At 74.2% G+C, this 17570-nt stretch carries 16 protein-coding genes; 9 read left to right on the forward strand and 7 right to left on the reverse strand.

The features are described from left to right. Positions 1–27 precede the first annotated feature (27 nt). The 3 genes from acs to ACFRCR_RS01180 form a co-directional block, all read right to left on the reverse strand. Positions 28–2058 (reverse strand): acetate--CoA ligase, encoded by a 2031-nt coding sequence (acs, locus tag ACFRCR_RS01170; protein ID WP_377674786.1) that lies wholly within the window; start codon positions 2056–2058, stop codon positions 28–30. Positions 2059–2411: 353 nt separating this feature from the next. Then, positions 2412–3815, reverse strand: coding sequence for an NAD-dependent malic enzyme (locus ACFRCR_RS01175; RefSeq protein WP_377674788.1), 1404 nt, complete (start codon positions 3813–3815; stop codon positions 2412–2414). A 486-nt stretch (positions 3816–4301) separates the two neighbouring features. Then, positions 4302–5177 (reverse strand): HAD family hydrolase, encoded by an 876-nt coding sequence (locus tag ACFRCR_RS01180; protein ID WP_377674790.1) that lies wholly within the window; start codon positions 5175–5177, stop codon positions 4302–4304. 176 nt (positions 5178–5353) lie between these two features. Here ACFRCR_RS01180 and ACFRCR_RS01185 point away from each other — a divergent pair, with 176 nt between their 5' ends. The 5 genes from ACFRCR_RS01185 (at position 5354) to ACFRCR_RS01205 (ending at position 10329) form a co-directional block, all read left to right on the forward strand. Next, a complete protein-coding gene (locus tag ACFRCR_RS01185; protein WP_377674792.1) occupies positions 5354–6979 on the forward strand; it encodes an FAD-dependent oxidoreductase in 1626 nt (541 codons plus the stop codon). 143 nt (positions 6980–7122) lie between these two features. Continuing rightward, a complete protein-coding gene (gene ssd, locus ACFRCR_RS01190) occupies positions 7123–7890 on the forward strand; it encodes a septum site-determining protein Ssd (RefSeq protein ID WP_377674794.1) in 768 nt (255 codons plus the stop codon). After that, a complete protein-coding gene (locus ACFRCR_RS01195; protein WP_377674796.1) occupies positions 7887–9044 on the forward strand; it encodes a TadA family conjugal transfer-associated ATPase in 1158 nt (385 codons plus the stop codon). Before ssd ends, ACFRCR_RS01195 begins: the two co-directional genes overlap by 4 nt. Continuing rightward, the gene (locus ACFRCR_RS01200) at positions 9041–9700 is read left to right on the forward strand and encodes a hypothetical protein (protein ID WP_377674798.1); all 660 of its coding nucleotides are present in this window, start codon (positions 9041–9043) and stop codon (positions 9698–9700) included. The genes ACFRCR_RS01195 and ACFRCR_RS01200 overlap by 4 nt, the downstream gene beginning before the upstream one ends. Then, positions 9697–10329 carry a type II secretion system F family protein gene (locus ACFRCR_RS01205; protein ID WP_377674800.1) on the forward strand — a complete coding sequence of 211 codons (633 nt, stop codon included), beginning with the start codon at positions 9697–9699 and terminating at the stop codon, positions 10327–10329. The genes ACFRCR_RS01200 and ACFRCR_RS01205 overlap by 4 nt, the downstream gene beginning before the upstream one ends. Positions 10330–10363: 34 nt before the next feature. On the opposite strand, the gene ACFRCR_RS01210 is transcribed toward ACFRCR_RS01205, so the two are convergent. The 3 genes from ACFRCR_RS01210 to ACFRCR_RS01220 are packed head-to-tail and all read right to left on the reverse strand — an operon-like array spanning position 10364 to position 12425. Further along, a complete protein-coding gene (locus tag ACFRCR_RS01210) occupies positions 10364–11641 on the reverse strand; it encodes an RNA polymerase sigma factor (protein WP_377674802.1) in 1278 nt (425 codons plus the stop codon). Between the two features lie 22 nt (positions 11642–11663). Further along, a complete protein-coding gene (locus tag ACFRCR_RS01215) occupies positions 11664–12002 on the reverse strand; it encodes a YciI family protein (RefSeq protein ID WP_377674844.1) in 339 nt (112 codons plus the stop codon). A gap of 12 nt (positions 12003–12014) precedes the next feature. Beyond that, entirely contained in the window at positions 12015–12425 is a 411-nt protein-coding gene (locus ACFRCR_RS01220; protein WP_377674804.1) for a YciI family protein, read from the reverse strand. Positions 12426–12582: 157 nt separating this feature from the next. On the opposite strand from ACFRCR_RS01220, the gene ACFRCR_RS01225 reads away from it, so the two are divergent. The 4 genes from ACFRCR_RS01225 (at position 12583) to ACFRCR_RS01240 (ending at position 14652) form a co-directional block, all read left to right on the forward strand. Next, positions 12583–13542 carry an alpha/beta fold hydrolase gene (locus tag ACFRCR_RS01225; RefSeq protein WP_377674806.1) on the forward strand — a complete coding sequence of 320 codons (960 nt, stop codon included), beginning with the start codon at positions 12583–12585 and terminating at the stop codon, positions 13540–13542. A gap of 164 nt (positions 13543–13706) precedes the next feature. After that, a complete protein-coding gene (locus ACFRCR_RS01230; protein ID WP_377674808.1) occupies positions 13707–13919 on the forward strand; it encodes a DUF4244 domain-containing protein in 213 nt (70 codons plus the stop codon). Then, complete coding sequence (locus tag ACFRCR_RS01235; protein ID WP_377674810.1) at positions 13916–14302, forward strand: TadE family type IV pilus minor pilin; 387 nt, start codon at positions 13916–13918, stop codon at positions 14300–14302. Before ACFRCR_RS01230 ends, ACFRCR_RS01235 begins: the two co-directional genes overlap by 4 nt. Beyond that, entirely contained in the window at positions 14299–14652 is a 354-nt protein-coding gene (locus tag ACFRCR_RS01240; RefSeq protein WP_377674812.1) for an Rv3654c family TadE-like protein, read from the forward strand. The genes ACFRCR_RS01235 and ACFRCR_RS01240 overlap by 4 nt, the downstream gene beginning before the upstream one ends. 84 nt (positions 14653–14736) lie before the next feature. On the opposite strand, the gene ACFRCR_RS01245 is transcribed toward ACFRCR_RS01240, so the two are convergent. Then, a complete protein-coding gene (locus ACFRCR_RS01245; protein WP_377674846.1) occupies positions 14737–17415 on the reverse strand; it encodes a DEAD/DEAH box helicase in 2679 nt (892 codons plus the stop codon). Positions 17416–17570 lie beyond the last annotated feature (155 nt).

A 17570-nucleotide genomic window follows, 5' to 3' on the forward strand; every position in this document is an offset into this window, starting at 1 on the left:
CCGACCAGCTCGGCGCGCCGGGCCGCCTCAGTCCTCCGAGCCGGCGGGCTTCGCCAGACCCGACGCGATGAGCGTCATGACGGACGAGTCCGCGAGCGTCGTCGCGTCCCCGACCGTGCGGTTCTCGGCGACGTCGCGCAGCAGGCGGCGCATGATCTTGCCGGACCGCGTCTTGGGCAGCTCGGGGACCACGAGGATCTTGCGGGGCTTCGCGATGGGCCCGATCTCCTTGGCCACGTGGTTGCGCAGCTCGAGCTCGACTGCGGCGGCCCCCTCCGGGTCCGCCGCACGGGCCGCGTGCTCGCCGCGCAGGATGACGAACGCGACGACTGCCTGGCCGGTCAGCTCGTCCGTGGCGCCCACGACCGCGGCCTCGGCGACGAGCGGGTTCGAGACCAGCGCGGACTCGATCTCCGTCGTCGACAGGCGGTGGCCCGAGACGTTCATGACGTCGTCGACACGGCCGAGGAGCCAGATGTCGCCGTCCTCGTCCTTCTTGGCGCCGTCGCCCGCGAAGTAGATGCCCTGGAAGCGGGACCAGTAGGTGTCCTTGAAGCGCTCGAGGTCTCCCCAGATGCCGCGCAGCATGGACGGCCACGGCTCCGACAGGACGAGGTAGCCGCCGCCACCGTTCGGGACCGGCTGCGCGTTGTCGTCGACGACGTCCGCGACGATGCCCGGCAGCGGGACCTGCGCCGAGCCCGGCTTGGTCGCCGTGACGCCCGGCAGGGGCGAGATCATGATCGCGCCGGTCTCGGTCTGCCACCACGTGTCGACGATCGGGGCCTTGTCGCCGCCGATGACGCGGCGGTACCACATCCAGGCCTCGGGGTTGATGGACTCTCCGACCGAGCCCAGGACGCGCAGGCTCGTGAGGTCGTACTTGTTCGGGATCTCCTCGCCCCACTTCATGCAGGCGCGGATCGCGGTGGGGGCCGTGTAGAAGATCGAGACCTTGTACTTCTCGATGATCTCCCACCAGCGGCCCTGGTGCGGGGAGTCGGGTGTGCCCTCGTAGATGACCTGGGTCGCGCCGTTGAGCAGCGGCCCGTACGTCACGTAGGAGTGGCCCGTGACCCAGCCGATGTCCGCGGTGCACCAGTAGACGTCGGTCTCGGCCTTGAGGTCGAACACGTTCTTGTGCGTGTACGACGCCTGCGTCAGGTAGCCGCCCGTCGTGTGCAGGATGCCCTTGGGCTTCCCGGTGGTGCCGGACGTGTAGAGGATGAACAGCGGGTGCTCGGCCTCGACCCACACGGGCGTGTGCTGGACGTCGGCCGCCTCGAGGGCGTCGTGCCACCAGACGTCGCGCCCCTGCGTCCACTTCACGTCCTGCTCGGTGCGCCGCACCACGAGGACGTGCTCGACCGTCGTGGCCTCGGCGCCCTCCTTGGGAGCGAGGGCCTCGTCGACCGCGGGCTTGAGCGCCGACGCGGCACCGCGACGGTAGCCGCCGTCCGCGGTGATGACGACCTTGGCCTCGGCGTCCGCGATGCGGCTGCGCAGCGCGTCGGCCGAGAACCCGCCGAAGACCACGGAGTGCGGTGCCCCGATGCGGGCGCAGGCCAGCATCGCGACGACGGCCTCGACGATCATGGGCAGGTAGATGACGACGCGGTCGCCCGTGGTCACGCCGAGAGCGCCCAGAGCGTTGGCCGCGCGCGAGACCTCGCGCTGCAGGTCCGCGTAGGTGACGGTGCGGGTGTCGCCCGGCTCGCCCTCGAAGTGGATCGCGACCCGGTCGCCGTTGCCCGCCTCGACGTGACGGTCCACCGCGTTGTACGCCGCGTTGAGGGTGCCGTCGGCGAACCAGCGGGCGACGGGGGCGTTCGACCAGTCGAGGGTCTCGGTGAACGGGGTCCTCCACGACACGAGGTCGGTGGCCTGGCGTGCCCAGAACGCGAGACGGTCTGCCTTGGCCTCCTCGTAGAGCGAGGCCTGGGCGTTGGCCTGGGCGGCGAACTCGGGGCTGGGCGGGAAGCTGCGCTCCTCGTGGAGGAGGTTCTCCAGACCCGGCGACTCGGGCTGCCCGTCGACCTGGTTCTCGGTGGTGGTCACATTCTCAGGCACTCTTACCTCCGGTGCGCATCGACTCTGGTGCGGGGCTCGTGACGTGAGATCCCCTCCGCCCGCGAGGTGGTGGGAGGGGTGCGAGACACGTCGAGCGACGGGGCCTGTCCTGCCCCGACCGGGCCGAGTCTAGACCCCATCAGGTGACCCCGGTCACTGTTTCTCGAAATGGGAGAAGGTGCTGACAAAAGCCCACAAGTCGTCGCGCTCGGGTCCGGCCCTGCGGGAGCACCGGAGGGAGGGCATCGGGCCACGCCGAGTGTGCACTTCGGGCTGTCTCCACGCGCGAGCAAGAGCCCGAACTGCACACTCGGCGAGCGGGCCCGTGCCGACGCGCGCCCTCAGGACGCGGCGGCCTCCTCCGCGCGGGCCGCGGCCTCGACCGCGGCCGCCACGACGGTCGTGACCTCGGGGTTGAACACGCTCGGCACGATGTACGTCGGGTTGAGCTGGTCCTCGTGGATCGTCGACGCGAGCGCGCGGGCCGCCGCGAGCAGCATGGTGTCGGTGATCTTGTGCGACTGGGCGTCGAGCAGGCCGCGGAACACCCCGGGGAACGCGAGCACGTTGTTGATCTGGTTCGCGAAGTCGCTGCGGCCCGTGCCGACGATCGCGGCGTGCTGCGCGGCCTCGACCGGGTCCACCTCCGGGACGGGGTTGGCCATCGCGAACACGATCGAGTCCGGTGCCATGGTCGCGATGTCGTCGCCCGTGAGGATGTCCGGGGCGGAGACGCCGATGAAGACGTCGGCCCCCGCGAGCGCCTCGACGAGCGTGCCGCTCACGCGGCGCGGGTTGGTGCTGATCGCTGTCCACGCGAGCGCGGGCGACAGACGCGGACGGTCGGGGTGGATCACGCCGTCGACGTCCGCGACCACGACGTCGTGCGCGCCCGCGGCCAGGAGCAGCTTGAGGACCGCCGTGCCCGCGGCTCCCGCGCCCGAGAGCACGATCCGCACCTCGGCCAGGTCCTTGCCCACGACCTTGAGCGCGTTCGTCAGCGCGGCGAGCGCGACGATCGCCGTGCCGTGCTGGTCGTCGTGGAACACGGGGATGTCGAGCTCGGCGCGCAGCCGGCGCTCGATCTCGAAGCAGCGCGGCGCCGAGATGTCCTCGAGGTTGATCCCCGCGAAGACCGGCGCGATGGCCTTGACCGTGCGCACGATCTCGTCGGTGTCCTGCGTGTCGAGCGCGATGGGGAACGCGTCGATGTCCGCGAACCGCTTGAAGAGCGCGGCCTTGCCCTCCATGACGGGCAGTGACGCGAGCGGTCCGATGTCCCCGAGGCCCAGCACCGCCGAGCCGTCCGTGACGACCGCGATCGTGTTGCGCTTGATCGTCAGGCGGCGCGCGTCCTCGGGGTGGGCCGCGATCGCCTCGCACACGCGCGCGACGCCCGGCGTGTAGATCATCGACAGGTCGTCACGGTTGCGGATCGGGACCTTCGACTCGATCTGGAGCTTGCCGCCCAGGTGCAGCAGGAACGTGCGGTCCGAGACCCGCTCCACGCTGACCCCGTGCAGCACGCGCAGGGCCTCGACGATCTCCTCGGCGTGCGACTCGCCGCGCGTCGCGACCGTCACGTCCACCGAGATGCGCTCGTGGCCCGACGCCGTGACGTCGAGCGCCGAGACGATCCCACCGGTCTGCTCGATCGCGGTCGTGAGCTCGCTGACCGCGGTGGGCCTGGCCTCGACCTGGAGGCGGACGGTGATGGACGAGGAAACGCTCGGCGCTGAGGTCATGGAGCCAGGGTATTCGGCGCGGGCGACCGTCGGGTGCAGGCGGGCGGGCGAAGCGGCGACGTGACCGGCGACGCGACCGGCGGCGCTCGAACGTGCCACAGCCGAGGCTCTGGCACGCCCTGACACGGGAACGGCGCCCCCGGAGGGACGCCGTGCTCGCCAGCGGGGCGAGGGTTAGCAAGCGTGCTGCGAGGGTAGGTGCTGCAACGGGTCAAGCCCGGTCAGCCAGTCCTATGCGTGGACTTCTCGCGCGTGGGTTCCGCCCGCCCCTGGTGCTGTTGTCCCTCTGTGATACGCCTGTCCCAGGTGCCGCGCAAGGGGTGGGGAGCGGAACGCGGGAACCTCCACGAGGTGTTCGATCCCGAGCCGGGAGGACCCGGACAACGAGGACTCGGTTCGAACGCCGACGCCGTCAGGGACCTCAGCGCGACGCCCGGTGGTGAGCAGGTCTCGCGACCCGTGCTCCGCCGTCGGGCACGGGCTCTCCTACGCGGCGGTGCCCTCCTGCGACGCGCCGCCCGAGCGCCCACGCACGGCCCGCCACACGAGCCACGCCACGACCACGGCCGTCACGGCACCGCCGACCACCGCCGCGGTACGCGGCGGGGAGAGCTGGGTGCGCAGCGTGACGGGGCGCGTGAAGGTCAGGGTGCCCCAGCCGCTCTCGCCCGCGAGGCGTCTCAGGGTGCGGTCGGGGTTGACCGCGAACCCGTGCCCGACCTCGGCGAGCATGGGCGCGTCCGTGATCGAGTCCGAGTACGCGTAGGACGCGTCGAGGTCGTAGCCGTGCACCTCGGCGAGCTCACGGATCGCGATGGCCTTGTTCTCGCCGTACGCGTAGAAGTCGATCTCGCCCGTGTACCGTCCGTCGACGATCTCCATGCGGGTCGCGACGTAGTGGTCGGCGCCCAGGACCGCGGCGATGGGCTCGACGACCTCCGACCCCGAGGCGGACACGATCACGACGTCGTGGCCCCGGTCGTGGTGGCTCACGATGAGGTCGACGGCCTCCGCGTACACGACCGGGTCGATGTACTCGTGCAGCGTCTCCTCGACGATCTGGGACACGGTCCGGACGTCCCAGCCCGTCACGAGCGCGCTCAGGTGCGCGCGCATGCGCTCGGTCTGGTCGGCATCTGCACCGCCCACCATGTAGAGGAAGTGCGCGTAGGCGCTGCGCAGCACGTCGCCGCGGCTGATGAGCCCGCCCGCGTAGAAGGGCTTGGAGAAGGCCGCGGTCGAGGACGTCGCGATGATCGTCTTGTCCAGGTCGAAGAACGCGGCGACCTTCCGAGGGCGCCCCTCGTGGGTGCCGGTCGTGGGGCGGTGGCCGGGCTGCGGTGAGTCCTGGAGATGGGTCACCCGGCGAGCCTAGCCGCAACCGGCGACCGGCGGGGCGGAATGTCCCGGTTCCAGGGCGGTCCCGAGGTGAGCGGATGTCGTGCGCACCGGGGCGCGGTACGTTCGCCGGTGACGGCTCCGCGGCACCGAGGCCGCGTCGCCGGTCACCACTGTGACCCGGTCCGCTGGAGGCACGCATGATCACGCTCGCCGAGCTCCGCGCCGTCGCGATGTTCGAGCCCCTGCCGCCCGAGCCGCTCGAGTTCCTCGTGGGCGCGGTCGAGGACATCCGCCTCCTGCCGGGGGAGTACTTCGCGCACGAGGGCGACGAGCGGGCGTTCTTCGTCGTGATCGAGGGCAGGGCCGAGATCACCAAGATGGTGGCCGGCGCCGAGCGCGTGATCGGGGTGCGCACTCCCGGCATGTTCTTCGGCGAGGTCCCCATGACGTTGAGCACGGCGTTCCCGGCGAGCGGGCGGGCGACCGAGGCGTCGCGCATCATCAAGCTCGAGGCCGCCGTCTTCTACACCCTCGCGGCCATGGCACCCTCCGTGCCGGACCACGTGGCGAGCCTCGCCCGCTCCTACCTCGACGCGCTCCAGGCGCACGCGTCGGAGAAGCCCGTCGCGGAGGCGTGCGTGATCGGGCCTCGGTTCGACGCGCGGGTCCGGGGCCTCGCGACGTTCCTGACGCGCAACCACGTCCCGTTCGACCGGGTCGTGGTCGAGCCGCAGGACGAGCCCGACGGCCTCGCGCACCCCGTGCTCGAGCTCCGCGACGGGACGCGGCTCGCCGACCCCGCGATGCGGGACGTCGCCCGTGCGGTGGGGCTCGCCGTCGAACCGGCGCACGACGAGTACGACGTCGTCGTCCTGGGGGCCGGCCCCGCGGGGCTGACCGCGGCGGTCAACGCGGCGGCCGAGGGGCTGCGCACGCTCGTCGTCGAGAGCCTCGCCCCGGGCGGCCAGGCCGGGACGTCGACCCGCATCGAGAACTACACGGGCTTCCCGTACGGCATCTCGGGGGACGACCTCGCGAGCCGCGCCCTCACCCAGGCGCAGCGCCTCGGGGCGGAGATCGTCGTGACGCGCACGGTCGGCGCGATAGACCCGCGCGCGCACCGGGTCGTGCTCGACGGCGGCGACTCGCTCGTCGCTCCCGTGGTGATCGTCGCGACGGGCGTCGAGTGGCGCTCGCTCGCGCTCGCGTCGGTCGACCGCTTCCTCGGCAACGGCGTGTACTACGGGGCCGCCCGCAGCGACGCCGCGCTCGCGCAGGGGCAGGACGTCTGCATCGTCGGGGCGGGCAACTCCGCGGGGCAGGCCGCGATCTTCTTCTCGCGGCACGCCCGGTCGGTCACGATGCTCGTGCGCGGGCCGTCCCTCGGGGCGAGCATGTCGCGGTACCTGATCGACCAGATCGCCGCGAACCCCGGCATCCGCGTCGAGACGCGGCACCAGATCACCGACCTGTACGGCGACGGGGCCCTCGAGTCCCTCGACGTGCTGGACTCCGCGACGGGGACCACGACCCGGCGCGCGCTGCCCGTCGTGTTCGTCATGATCGGCGCCGACGCGGTCACGGGCTGGCTCCCGTCCGAGGTCGCGCGCGACACGCACGGGTTCGTCCTCACGGGCGGGGACGCGGCGGCCGCGCCGGGGTGGACGGCCGACCGGCGACCGTTCGCGCTCGAGACGAGCGCTCCGGGGGTCTTCGCGATCGGCGACGTGCGCTCGGGCTCGGTCAAGCGCGTCGCGGCGGGAGTCGGTGAGGGCGGGATGGTGATCGCGTACGCGCACCAGTACCTCGCGCTCGCCCGCTGAGCAGAGGGCGTCCCGGGCGGTCGCCCACAGGCGCGGCACGGCGCAGGTTTTCCACAGGCCCGACGGCGCAGCCCCCACGCGCACGCGTCTCGCCCCAGGATGGACCCGGCCCGGTCCCGGGCCGGCGACAGGGGGGAACGTCCATGGGCAGGGCAGTGGCAGCCGTGGTGGGTGCGATCGGCGCACGCGGCGGGGCGGGGACGAGCACGGTGACCGCGGTGCTCGCGGACGGGCTGCGGCGGGCAGGACGGCGCACCGTGCTCGTGGACCTCGAGACACGAGGCGGCGGGATCGACGTGCTGCTCGGGATCGACCACCGGGACGGGCCCCGCTGGTCCGACCTGCGCGACGCGCGCGGGACCGTCGACGGTCCCGCGCTCGCCGGGCTCCTGCCCGCCTGGCGGCACGTGCCCGTCCTCAGCGCGCACCGCGCCGACCCGGTGACGCTCGACGACGGCGTGGTCGTGGACGTCTGCTCGGCCCTCGCGGACGCGTGCGACGTCCTGGTCCTCGACCTGCCGCGCTCGGTGCTGGACGGGGCCGACTCCGCGGGCACCCGGAACGCGACACTCGTGGGGGCCTGCGACACGCTCCTCCTCGTGACCCCTCTCGACCTGCCCTCGGTCGCCGGGGCCGTCGCGACCGCGGCGCTCGCGACCCGGCAGGGCGCCGGACGCGCCCTGCGCCTCGTGGCACGGCGACCCGCACCCGGGCGCCTCGACCCGTGGGACGTGGGCGACGTCGTCGGGCTGCCGCTCGCAGCGGTCGTCCCCTGGGACCGTGGGCACGCCGCGCGCGTCGAGCGCGGCGAGGGGCCCGACGTCCGGGCCCGGCGACCCCTCGGCCGTGCCGGGACCGAGCTGGCCGTCTCGGTCGGTGGGGCCGGCGTCGCGTCGCGTGGCGCCGCATGACCGGCGACGCGCTCGACGACGCCCTGCTCGCCGAGGTGCGCGGGCAGCTCGTCGGGGGCGCCCCAGCAGACGACGCCCAGCTCCACGCGGCCCTGCGCCGCTCGGGCCGGGTGCTCGGCAGCACCGCGCTCGCGGACCTGACCCGGCGCGCCCGCGCCGAGCTCTACGGTGCCGGGCCGCTCCAGCCCCTGCTCGACGACCCCGAGGTCACCGACGTCCTCGTCAACTCACCCGCGGAGGTGTGGATCGACCGTGGCGCGGGGCTCGAGCGGGTCCCCCTGCACCTGGGGAGCCCCGCACAGGTGCGGGCGCTCGCGGTCCGGCTGGCCGCCGCGGGCGGGCAGCGGCTCGACGACGCGAGCCCTCTCGTCGACGCCCGGCTGCCCGACGGCACGCGCCTGCACGCCGCGATCGCGCCCGTGTGCGAGTCCGGGGCCGTGATCTCGCTGCGCGTGCTCCGCTCCCGGGCCTTCACGCTCGACGAGCTCGTCGACTCAGGAGGCCTGCACCGGTGCTGGGCACCGGTGCTCCGACGCCTCGTGACGGAACGCGCCAACATGCTCGTCTCGGGCGGCACGGGAACGGGCAAGACGACCCTGCTCGCGGCGCTCCTGTCCCTCGTCCCCGGGCACGAGCGCATCGTGTGCGTCGAGGAGGCCCGCGAGCTCGTCCCCGACCACCCGCACGTCGTGCCCCTCACCGCCCGACGCCCGAACGTCGAGGGGGCCGGCGCCGTCGACCTCGCCGACCTGGTCCGCAACGCGCTGCGCATGCGACCCGACCGCATCGTCCTGGGCGAGTGCCGCGGCGCCGAGGTCCGTGAGGTCCTCATGGCGCTCAACACGGGGCACGACGGCGGGCTCGCCACGATTCACGCCAACGCGGCGGCCGTGGTCCCCGCACGCCTCGAGGCGCTCGCCGCGCTCGCGGGCATGCCGCGCGAGGCCGTCGCGGCCCAGGCAGCCGGTGCGCTCGACGTGGTCCTGCACCTGAGGCGGTCCGGGCGGGTGCGGTACCTCGCCGAGATGGGGGTCGTGCGGCGCGACGCCCGTGGAGAGCTCGTGGTCGATCCCGTCGCGACGTGGGACCGCGAGCAGGACCCGGTCTACGGGGCCGGGTGGGACGCGTTCGTCGACCGGTGGGGCGGGGCGTGATCCTCGGCCTGCTCGTCGCGTGCGTGGTGTGGGTCGCGGTCGCGCCTTCCGGGCGCGCGGCGGTGGAGGTCGCCGGTGGGCGTCCGGACCGCGGGGGCCGAGGAGCCCGGTTGTTCGCGTGGCGGCGCACGGCAGCCACGTCCTCGGTGCGTCTCGTCGTCGCTCACGTCGCCTCGCTGCTGCGCGCAGGGGCCGCCCCCGGAGCCGCCTGGGTCTCGGCCGCCGGGGTGCGCGTCGACCAGCAGGGGGTCCCAGACCGCCGGGACCTGCTCACCGTGGTCAGTGCTCGCGGGGCGGTCGAGGCCGAGGGGCAGGTCGCCGCGGTCGTCGCGGCGAGCCGACTGGCCGCCGACGTCGGCGCGCCGCTCGGCGAGGTCCTGGAGTCGATCGCGCGGGCGCTCGCGGCCGAGTCCGAGGCCCGGGCCGACCGAGAGGCCTCGCTCGCGGGTCCCGCCGCGACGGCGCGCGTGCTGCTGTGGCTGCCGCTCGTCGGGGTGCTGCTCGGGGTCGCGCTGGGAGTGGACCCGCTCGCGACGGCACTCGGCGGGGGCGTGGGGTCTGCCGGGCTGCTCGCGGGAGCGGTGCTCCTCCTCGTCGGTCGGCGGTGGTCGTGGCGTCTCGTGGCACGAGCCCGTGCGGTGGGGGCGCCGCCGTGAGCGCGTGGTCCCTGGGCGTCGACCCGTCTCTCGGCGTCGACCTGTCTCTGGGCGTCGACTGGTCTTTGGTCGTGGCGGTCGCGTGCGGGTGCCTCGTCGCGTCGAGCGCGTGGTGGGCCGCGCGGGCCGGTGTCGGAGTGCGGCTCGACGAGCTCACGAGGGGCGGACGTGCCGCGGGGGGCCGGACAGGGCCCGTGGGCTCCGTGGAGATCGGAGTCCTGCTCGAGCTGCTCGCGGCTGCGGTCCGGGCGGGGACGAGCGTCCCGCGTGCGCTCGAGGCCGTGGGGCAGGCCGTCGGAGGGCCCGACGGCGCCGCGCTCCACCGCGCGGGGGCTGCGGTCGTGCTCGGGGCAGGGTGGGCCGAGGCGTGGGTCGGCGCGCCTGCCCGGTTGGCCGTGGTGCAGTCTGCGCTGGGGCTCGCGTGGGAGCAGGGCGCGGCGCCGGGGGAGGCGTTGCGCGCGGCGGGCGAGCAGCTGCGCAGCGACCAGCAGGCCGCCGCGTGTCAGGCCGCGGCGCGGCTCGCCGTGCACCTCGTGCTGCCGCTCGGAGTGTGCTTCCTGCCGGCGTTCGTCCTGATCGGTCTGCTGCCCGTGCTGCTGTCGCTGGGGGGCGGGGTGCTGGGGAACTGATCGGCGGGACGGGGAGACCTCGGGAAGCAGGAGATCACCGACGTGGGGCAGCGCGCACCTCGGCCAGACGGCGCGTCAGGTGCTCGCGCTCGGCCGCGTTGCCGCAGCGACGGACGGCCTCCTCGAAGAACACTGCCGCCTCCTCCGGTCGGTCGGCCCGCACCAGCAGCTCGGCCCGGGTCGCGGGCAGCCGGTGGTTCGTCCGCAGGACCTCGTCGATGCCCTCGAAGTCGTCGATCAGAGCGAGGGCAACGGCCGGCCCCTGGGACTCGGCGACCGCGACCGACCTCGCGAGCCGCACCATCGCCGAGCCCGTGGCCACCTCCAGCTCCGCGTACAGGTCGGCGATCGCACCCCAGTCGGTGTCGGTGGCACGTCCCGCGACAGCGTGCGCGGCGGCGATCGACGCCTGGAGGCGGTACTCGTACGCGAGGCCCGTGACGTCGTCGGGCACGGACGCGAGCAGCGCGAGGCCCGACGCGATCTCCTCGCCGTGCCACCGCGACCTGTCCTGGTCCGCGAGCAGCACGAGCGACCCGTCGGCCGCGGTCCGCGCGTCCCGGCGCGAGTGCTGGAGCACCATGAGCGCGAGCAGCGCACGCACCACCGGGCGGCCCGGCAGCAGCTCGTCGAGCAGGCGCCCCAGACGGATCGCCTCGCCCGCGAGCGCGACCCGCAGGACGTCGCTCCCCGTACCCGGCGCGTAGCCCGCGGTGAAGGTCAGGTACAGGACCGAGGCGACGTCGTCGAGCCGCTCGCCCAGCCGCCCGGGCGGCGGGACCTCGAACGGGATGCCCGCCGCGACCAAGCGCTTCTTCGCGCGCGTCAGGCGAGCGGCCATGGTCGAGTCCTGGACCAGGAAGAGGCGCGCGATGTCCGGGACCGGGAGACCGGCGACGAACCGCAGCGTCAGCGCCGTGCGCGCCTCGACCGACAGCGCCGGGTGGCAGCACGAGAACACGAGCCGCAGCCGTTCGTCGGGCAGGTGCGCGCCGTCGTCGGGCGGGCCGGGCACTGCGTCCGAGGCGTCCGCCGCGGACCTCGCCTCCACGATCATGAGCGGGACCTTCTGGACGGCGACAGCCTCTGCGCGCAGGCGGTCGAGGACCCGCCGCCCGGCCGCGGTGCGCAGCCAGGCGGCGGGGGAGTCCGGCACGCCGTCGACGGGCCAGGTGCGGGCCGCGGCGGCGTACGCGTCCGCGAGCGCTTCCTCGGCGAGGTCGGGGCGGCGGTAGCGCGCGATGAGCATCGCGAGCAACCGCGCCCAGTGCTCCCGCCAGGCGGCCGAGAGCGCGTCGTCGGTCTCCGTCACCCGTGGTCTCCGAGGCGCCGGCTCACAGGTCGTCCACGTCCACGACCGGGCGCAGCTCGACCGTGTACTGCGGCAGGAGGGCGACGGCCTCGATCGCGGTGTCGATGCTCGGCAGGTCCGCGAGGTAGAAGCCGCCGAGCTGCTCGGTGAGCTCGGCGTACGGGCCCTCGGTCACGACGACGTCGCCGCCGCGTCGCCGGACCGTGGTCGCCGCCGAGACCGTGCTCAGCGCCTCGGCGGCCTCCAGGGTCCCGCGCTCGCGGAGGAACGCCGCGAACTGGTCGTGCTGCACCATGTACCGCGACCGGTCGTCCGCGGAGGCCGCGGCCCAGACCTGCTCGTCCTCGTACAGCAGGAACATGACCTTCACGGGTCAGACCTCCGCGCCGGTGGTCGACGCGACGGCCGCCTCGGGGTCGGTCGCGCCGTCGGACCCGCCGTGGTCGACCGTGGGGCGGATCTCGTACGTGCAGCCGTCGCCTGCGAACACCTCGTCGATGATCGTCGCGAGCCCGGGGAGGTCGTCGCTCACGACCAGGTAGAGGCCGCCGATCTGCTCGGCGAGCTCGGTGAACGGGCCCTCGGTCGTCCCGACGCCCGGGCGGACCAGGGTCGCCGTACCGGCTGCCTCGAGCTCGACGCCGCCCGTGATGCGGTGCCCCTCGGCGACGACGCGGCGCGAGAACTCGTCGTGCTGGGCCATGATCTCCGCGGCCAGGTCCGGACGCATGGCGGGCGTGCCGTCCTCCGGGGCGTGGATGAGGATCGCGTACTCGGTGCTCATGATTCCTCCAGGTGAGTGGGTGGTGGGTCCTTCATCACGATGACGCGTGACCACCGACGGAATCGACAGCCGCTGCCGACCAGTCTCGCGGGAAGAGGTGGCGGTCGCGCGGAGAACCGGACACGGGTTGACCGGTACCGGTGCGCACCATGGCGACATGAACCCACTCACGAGTCCGAGCGTCCCCGACTTCCCCGAGCCCACCCTGGTGGCCGTCAACGGCGTGGAGCTCGAAGTCTTCGAAGCCGGCAGGCACAACGCAGGACGGCCCGTCGTGCTGTGCCACGGCTGGCCGGAGCACGCCTACTCCTGGCGTCATCAGGTGCCTGCGCTCGTCGCAGCGGGCTATCACGTGATCGTCCCGAACCAGCGGGGCTACGGCGGCTCGTCCCGTCCGGCCGACGTGACCGAGTACGACATCGAGCACCTGGCGGGAGACCTCGTCGCGCTCCTCGACCACTACGGCTACCAGGACGCCACGTTCGTCGGTCACGACTGGGGGGCGTTCGTCGTCTGGGGGCTGACCCTGCTGCACCCGCACCGGGTCGACCGGGTGATCAACCTGAGCCTGCCTTACCAGGAACGTGGCGAGCGGCCCTGGATCGAGCTCATGGAGGAGGTGCTGGGCGGCGACTTCTACTTCGTGCACTTCAACCGCCGGCCTGGCGTCGCGGACGCGGTGCTCGACGAGAACACGTCCCGGTTCCTGCGCAACCTGTACCGGAAGAACGAGCCGCTCCGAGCACCCGAGCCGGGCATGGCCATGATGAGTCTCGCCAGGGCGCAGGCGCCGCTCGGCGAGCCCCTCATGAGCGACGGTGAGCTGGCCGTCTTCGTCTCCGCCTTCGAGTCGACCGGCTTCACGGGCAGCATCAACTGGTACAGGAACCTCGACCGCAACTGGCACCTGCTGGCGGACGCGGACCCCGTCATCAAGCAGCCGGCCCTCATGATCCACGGCTCGCGGGACATGGTCGCGAGGTCGGAGCGGCTCGCGGAGTACGTGCCTCACGTGGACGTGGTCGACCTGGACTGCGGTCACTGGATCCAGCAGGAGCTGCCGGAGGAGACGAACCGGGTGATCCTCGCCTGGCTGGCACAGCAGGACGCCACCTAGCGGCTCGGGAGGGGCCCGCTGGACGGGGGCGGGCCGTCCACAGGCCGCTTGTGGGGGCCTGGCTCCACAGCGACGCCGCTCGGTCCAGCGCGCCGGGGGCCGGGCCCGCCACAGTGGGCGGCACGGCGCGCGACGGGCGGGCCACGGACCAGGAGGAGACACCCATGAAGGTTGTGCACGGAGCGAGAGCAGGGTGGGCGGGGCTGCTCGCCCGCGTCCGCGGCGAGGACCCGGAGGCCGGTCTCGCGACCGCCGAGTACGCGGTGGCGACCATCGCGGCGGTCGGGTTCGCCGGACTGCTCATCGCGATCCTCAAGAGCGGCGAGGTGCGCGAGATGCTGCTCGGTATCATCCAGCGCGCCCTGTCGATCGGATGAGCGCGACGGCCACCGGCGCGTGGTGGCGGCCCGGGCGCAGGTTCCGCGACCGTGAGCGCGGCACCGTGACCGCCGAGCTCGCGCTCGCGCTGCCCGCGGTCGTCCTCGTGCTGGTGGCCGTCCTCACGCTCGCCGCGGCGGCGAACGCGCAGCTCCAGGCCGCCGACGCCGCGCGCGCCGCTGCCCGGGCCGTCGCGATCGGCGAGGACGACGCGGCGGTGCGCGCCGTCGTCGGGCAGGTGGCCGGCGCCGAGGCCACGGTGACCGTCACGCGCGGCGGCCCGTGGGTCGAGGTGCGGGTCGCCCAGCCTGTGGTCGGCGGCTGGTTGTCGCGCTCTCCGCTCCAGGCACGCGGGGCGGCGGTCGCGTGGAGCGAGCCGTGAGGCCTTGCGACCGCGGCTCGGGAACCGTGCTGGCGCTCGGCCTGATCGCGGTCGCCCTCGTGCTGGGGCTCGCCCTCTCGGCGCTCGCCTCGGCCCAGGGGGCCCGCGGCAGGGCGCAGGCGGCAGCCGACCTCGCAGCGCTCGCCGCGGCGACCGCCCTCCAGCGAGGGTGGGAGGCCTGCCCGACGGCGCGGGAGACCGCGGGGCGCAACGGCGCCGTGGTCGTGGTCTGTGACGAGCAGGGTCACGGTGTCGTCCGGGTCGACGTCACGCGCGAGGCGACGGGGTGGGCCGGGGTGCTGGGCACCGCGCGTGCTGCGGCGCGCGCGGGACCGGCGTCGGCGCGGTGAGCGGGCATCGACCGGTGAGTGCATGACTCGGCTGCGACGCACCCGGCGAGTCGTGGCCGAATCATGCACTCAGCGCACGAGGCGTCAGTCGGACGGCGCGTAGGCGAGCACCGCGTCGAGCAGCCGGACCGCGGCGGCCTTGTCGAGCGGGTTGTTGAAGTTGCCGCACTTGGGCGACTGCACGCACGCGGGGCAGCCGTCCGTGCACGGGCAGCGCGAGATCGCGGCCCGCGTCGCGCGCAGCCAGGTCGCGCCCAGGTGGAACCCCCGCTCGGCGAAGCCCGCACCGCCGGGGTACGCGTCGTACACGAAGACCGTGGCCTGCTCGGTGTCGACGTGCATCGCTGTCGAGACCCCGCCCAGGTCCCAGCGGTCGCACGTCGCGAGCAGGGGCAGGAGCCCGATCGACGCGTGCTCGGCCGCGTGCAGCGCTCCTGGCGCGGTGTCGGCGTCGATGCCCGCGGCCTCGAGGACGTCGGCCGGGACCGTCCACCACACGGCGGTCGTCGGGAGCGTGTGCTCGGGCAGGTCGAGCGGTTCGGTGCCCAGGATCTGCAGGTCCGGCAGGCGTCGACGCTGGAAGCTCACGACCTGGCTCGTGACCTCGACCGGCCCGAACCCCCAGCCGATCGGTCCCCACCAGCGCTGGATCGCGGGGTGCGCGGCGTCGTTCGGGGCCGCGCCCTGCGGGACGGAGGGCTGCTCGCCCGGGGCGGGCTCCGCCGTCGGGCCGTCGCTCGGGGCATCGACGGGGTCCGGGCCCTCGCCCGGGACCGTGGCCGGGGCCCCGTCCGGCTCCTCGTCGCGGATGCCGTGGATAGCGATCTCCGTGACGGATCGCGACCACGTCCCGAAGTCGACGTCCCGGCGCGCGACGAGCGCTACGCCGTCGCGCAGGTCGAGCGACTCCACGACGTAGCTCACGCCCTGGTGGACGTAGACCGCGCCGTCGTGGACCGAGCCGTCGGCCGAGGCCGCGTCGACCGTGCCGAGCAGGCGTCCGGTGCCGGCCTCGACGACGCGCACGGGCGAGCCGCCCGAGCCGCGCAGGTCCGTCATCGCGGCGGCCGACCGGGCATGCGTCCAGTACCACCCTGACGCCCGACGGCGCAGCGCACCCCGCGCGACCAGCACGCCCAGGAGCTCGGTCACCGCGGCGGGGTCGCCGAACTGGGGGAGGTCGGACTGTCGGAGCGGGACCTCCGCGGCGGCCGCGCACAGGTGCGGCGCGAGGACGTACGGGTTGGCGGGGTCGAAGACGGTGGCCTCCAGAGGCGCCGCGAAGATCGCCTCGGGGTGGTGCACGAGGTAGGTGTCGAGCGGGTCCTCGCGCGCGACGAAAGCGACCAGGCCGTCGGCCCCGGCCCTCCCCGCACGCCCCGCCTGCTGCCAGACCGACATGCGCGTGCCCGGCCACCCCGCGATGAGCACCGCGTCGAGGCCCGAGATGTCGACCCCGAGCTCGAGCGCGTTGGTCGTCGCGAGGCCGCGGATCGCGCCGCTGCGCAGCGCCTGCTCGAGCTCCCGGCGCTCCTCGGGGAGGTAGCCGCCGCGGTAGGCCGCGACGCGGCGCGCGAGCTGGGGCGAGACGACGCGCAGGTGGTCCTGGGTCTGGGTCGCGACGGCCTCGGCGCCTCGGCGCGAGCGCGTGAACGCGAGGGTCCGGGCGCCCGCCGCCGTGAGGTCGGCCAGGAGGTCCGCGGCCTCGGCCGTCGCGGACCGTCGCGGCCGCTCGGGGGAGTCGCCCGGGGTCGCGGGCTCGTCGGGGTCGCGCGTCAGGCCCAGCTCGTCGTGGGCCGTGGGGTCGATCAGCAGGGCCTCGGCGAGGGCTGCGTCGGCCGCCGGGTCGTTCGCCGCTGCCGCCCTGGCCTGCGCGGCCTCGTAGCCCAGGACCTCGGGCGGCTGCCACAGCGCGAACGTCTTGCGCCCGGCAGGGCTCGTGTCGGCGTCGACCGTGACGATCTGCTCGGGCGGGACCCCGATGAGGCGGCCCGCGCTCACGGCGGGGTCGGCCGTCGTGGCCGACGCGACGACGAACGTGAGGCCCCGTGCGCGACCGTCGTCAGCAGCGGGCCGGGTGATCCCCCGGCGTGGCGCCGACGACCCGGTGCGGGCCGTCGCCGGCGCCGCCGCGTAGTGCGCCGCGAGCCGTGCGAGGCGCCGCAGCACGAGGGCCACGTGCGCCCCGAACACGCCCCGGTAGGAGTGCCCCTCGTCGACGACGACATAGCGCAGGTTGCTCAGGAACCGCGTCCAGCGCCGGTGGTTGGGCAGGAGCGCGAAGTGCAGGAAGTCGGGGTTGGTCAGCACGACGTCCGCGTACTCCTGCACCCACTTGCGCTCCTCGAACGACGTGTCGCCGTCGCACGTCGAGACCTTGACGTCGTTGGCACGCGAGGCGTCGAGGAGGTGCTGGAGGCCGTCGACCTGGTCGGCCGCCAGGGCCTTGGTCGGGCTCAGGTAGAGGACGGTGCCGCGCGTGCGGGCGCTCTCGATCCGGCCCGGGGCCAGGGTCTGCGCCGCGCGGTCCGCGCGCACGGCGGTGAGCGCGGGCAGCCAGAACGCCAGGGACTTGCCCGAGCCGGTCGACGTCGCGAGCGCGACGTGGCGTCCCGACCAGGCGGCCTCGGCGGCCTCGACCTGGTGCGACCACGGGCGCTCGACGCCCATCGAGCGGTAGCCCGCGACGAGCGACGCGTCGGCCCAGCCGGGCCAGTCCGCCTGCTGCCCGGGGCGACCGGGCAGGTGCTCGACGTGCGTCAGCCGGTCGGCACGACGGCCGCCCGCAAGGAGGACGTCGAGGAGGGCACCGGGCCGGTCGGAGAAGGGCCGGCCGCCCGCGCTCGAATCCGGACGCCTGGCGCCCGCCGTGTCGTCCGACGCGGCGTCCGGTTCCGGGGTTCGCGACGGGCTGGGCA

Origin of the sequence: Oerskovia sp. NPDC056781 (assembly GCF_042789955.1) — a bacterium.
Lineage (GTDB): Bacteria > Actinomycetota > Actinomycetes > Actinomycetales > Cellulomonadaceae > Oerskovia > Oerskovia rustica.

Coding starts and splice junctions, on each gene's coding strand:
- ACFRCR_RS01175 (WP_377674788.1), bottom strand. CDS start 3,815: ATGACCTCAGCGCCGAGCGTTTCCTCGTCCATCACCGTCCGCCTCCAG.
- ACFRCR_RS01185 (WP_377674792.1), top strand. CDS start 5,354: ATGATCACGCTCGCCGAGCTCCGCGCCGTCGCGATGTTCGAGCCCCTG.
- ssd (WP_377674794.1), top strand. CDS start 7,123: ATGGGCAGGGCAGTGGCAGCCGTGGTGGGTGCGATCGGCGCACGCGGC.
- ACFRCR_RS01195 (WP_377674796.1), top strand. CDS start 7,887: ATGACCGGCGACGCGCTCGACGACGCCCTGCTCGCCGAGGTGCGCGGG.
- ACFRCR_RS01215 (WP_377674844.1), bottom strand. CDS start 12,002: ATGTTCCTGCTGTACGAGGACGAGCAGGTCTGGGCCGCGGCCTCCGCG.
- ACFRCR_RS01220 (WP_377674804.1), bottom strand. CDS start 12,425: ATGAGCACCGAGTACGCGATCCTCATCCACGCCCCGGAGGACGGCACG.
- ACFRCR_RS01225 (WP_377674806.1), top strand. CDS start 12,583: ATGAACCCACTCACGAGTCCGAGCGTCCCCGACTTCCCCGAGCCCACC.
- ACFRCR_RS01230 (WP_377674808.1), top strand. CDS start 13,707: ATGAAGGTTGTGCACGGAGCGAGAGCAGGGTGGGCGGGGCTGCTCGCC.
- ACFRCR_RS01235 (WP_377674810.1), top strand. CDS start 13,916: ATGAGCGCGACGGCCACCGGCGCGTGGTGGCGGCCCGGGCGCAGGTTC.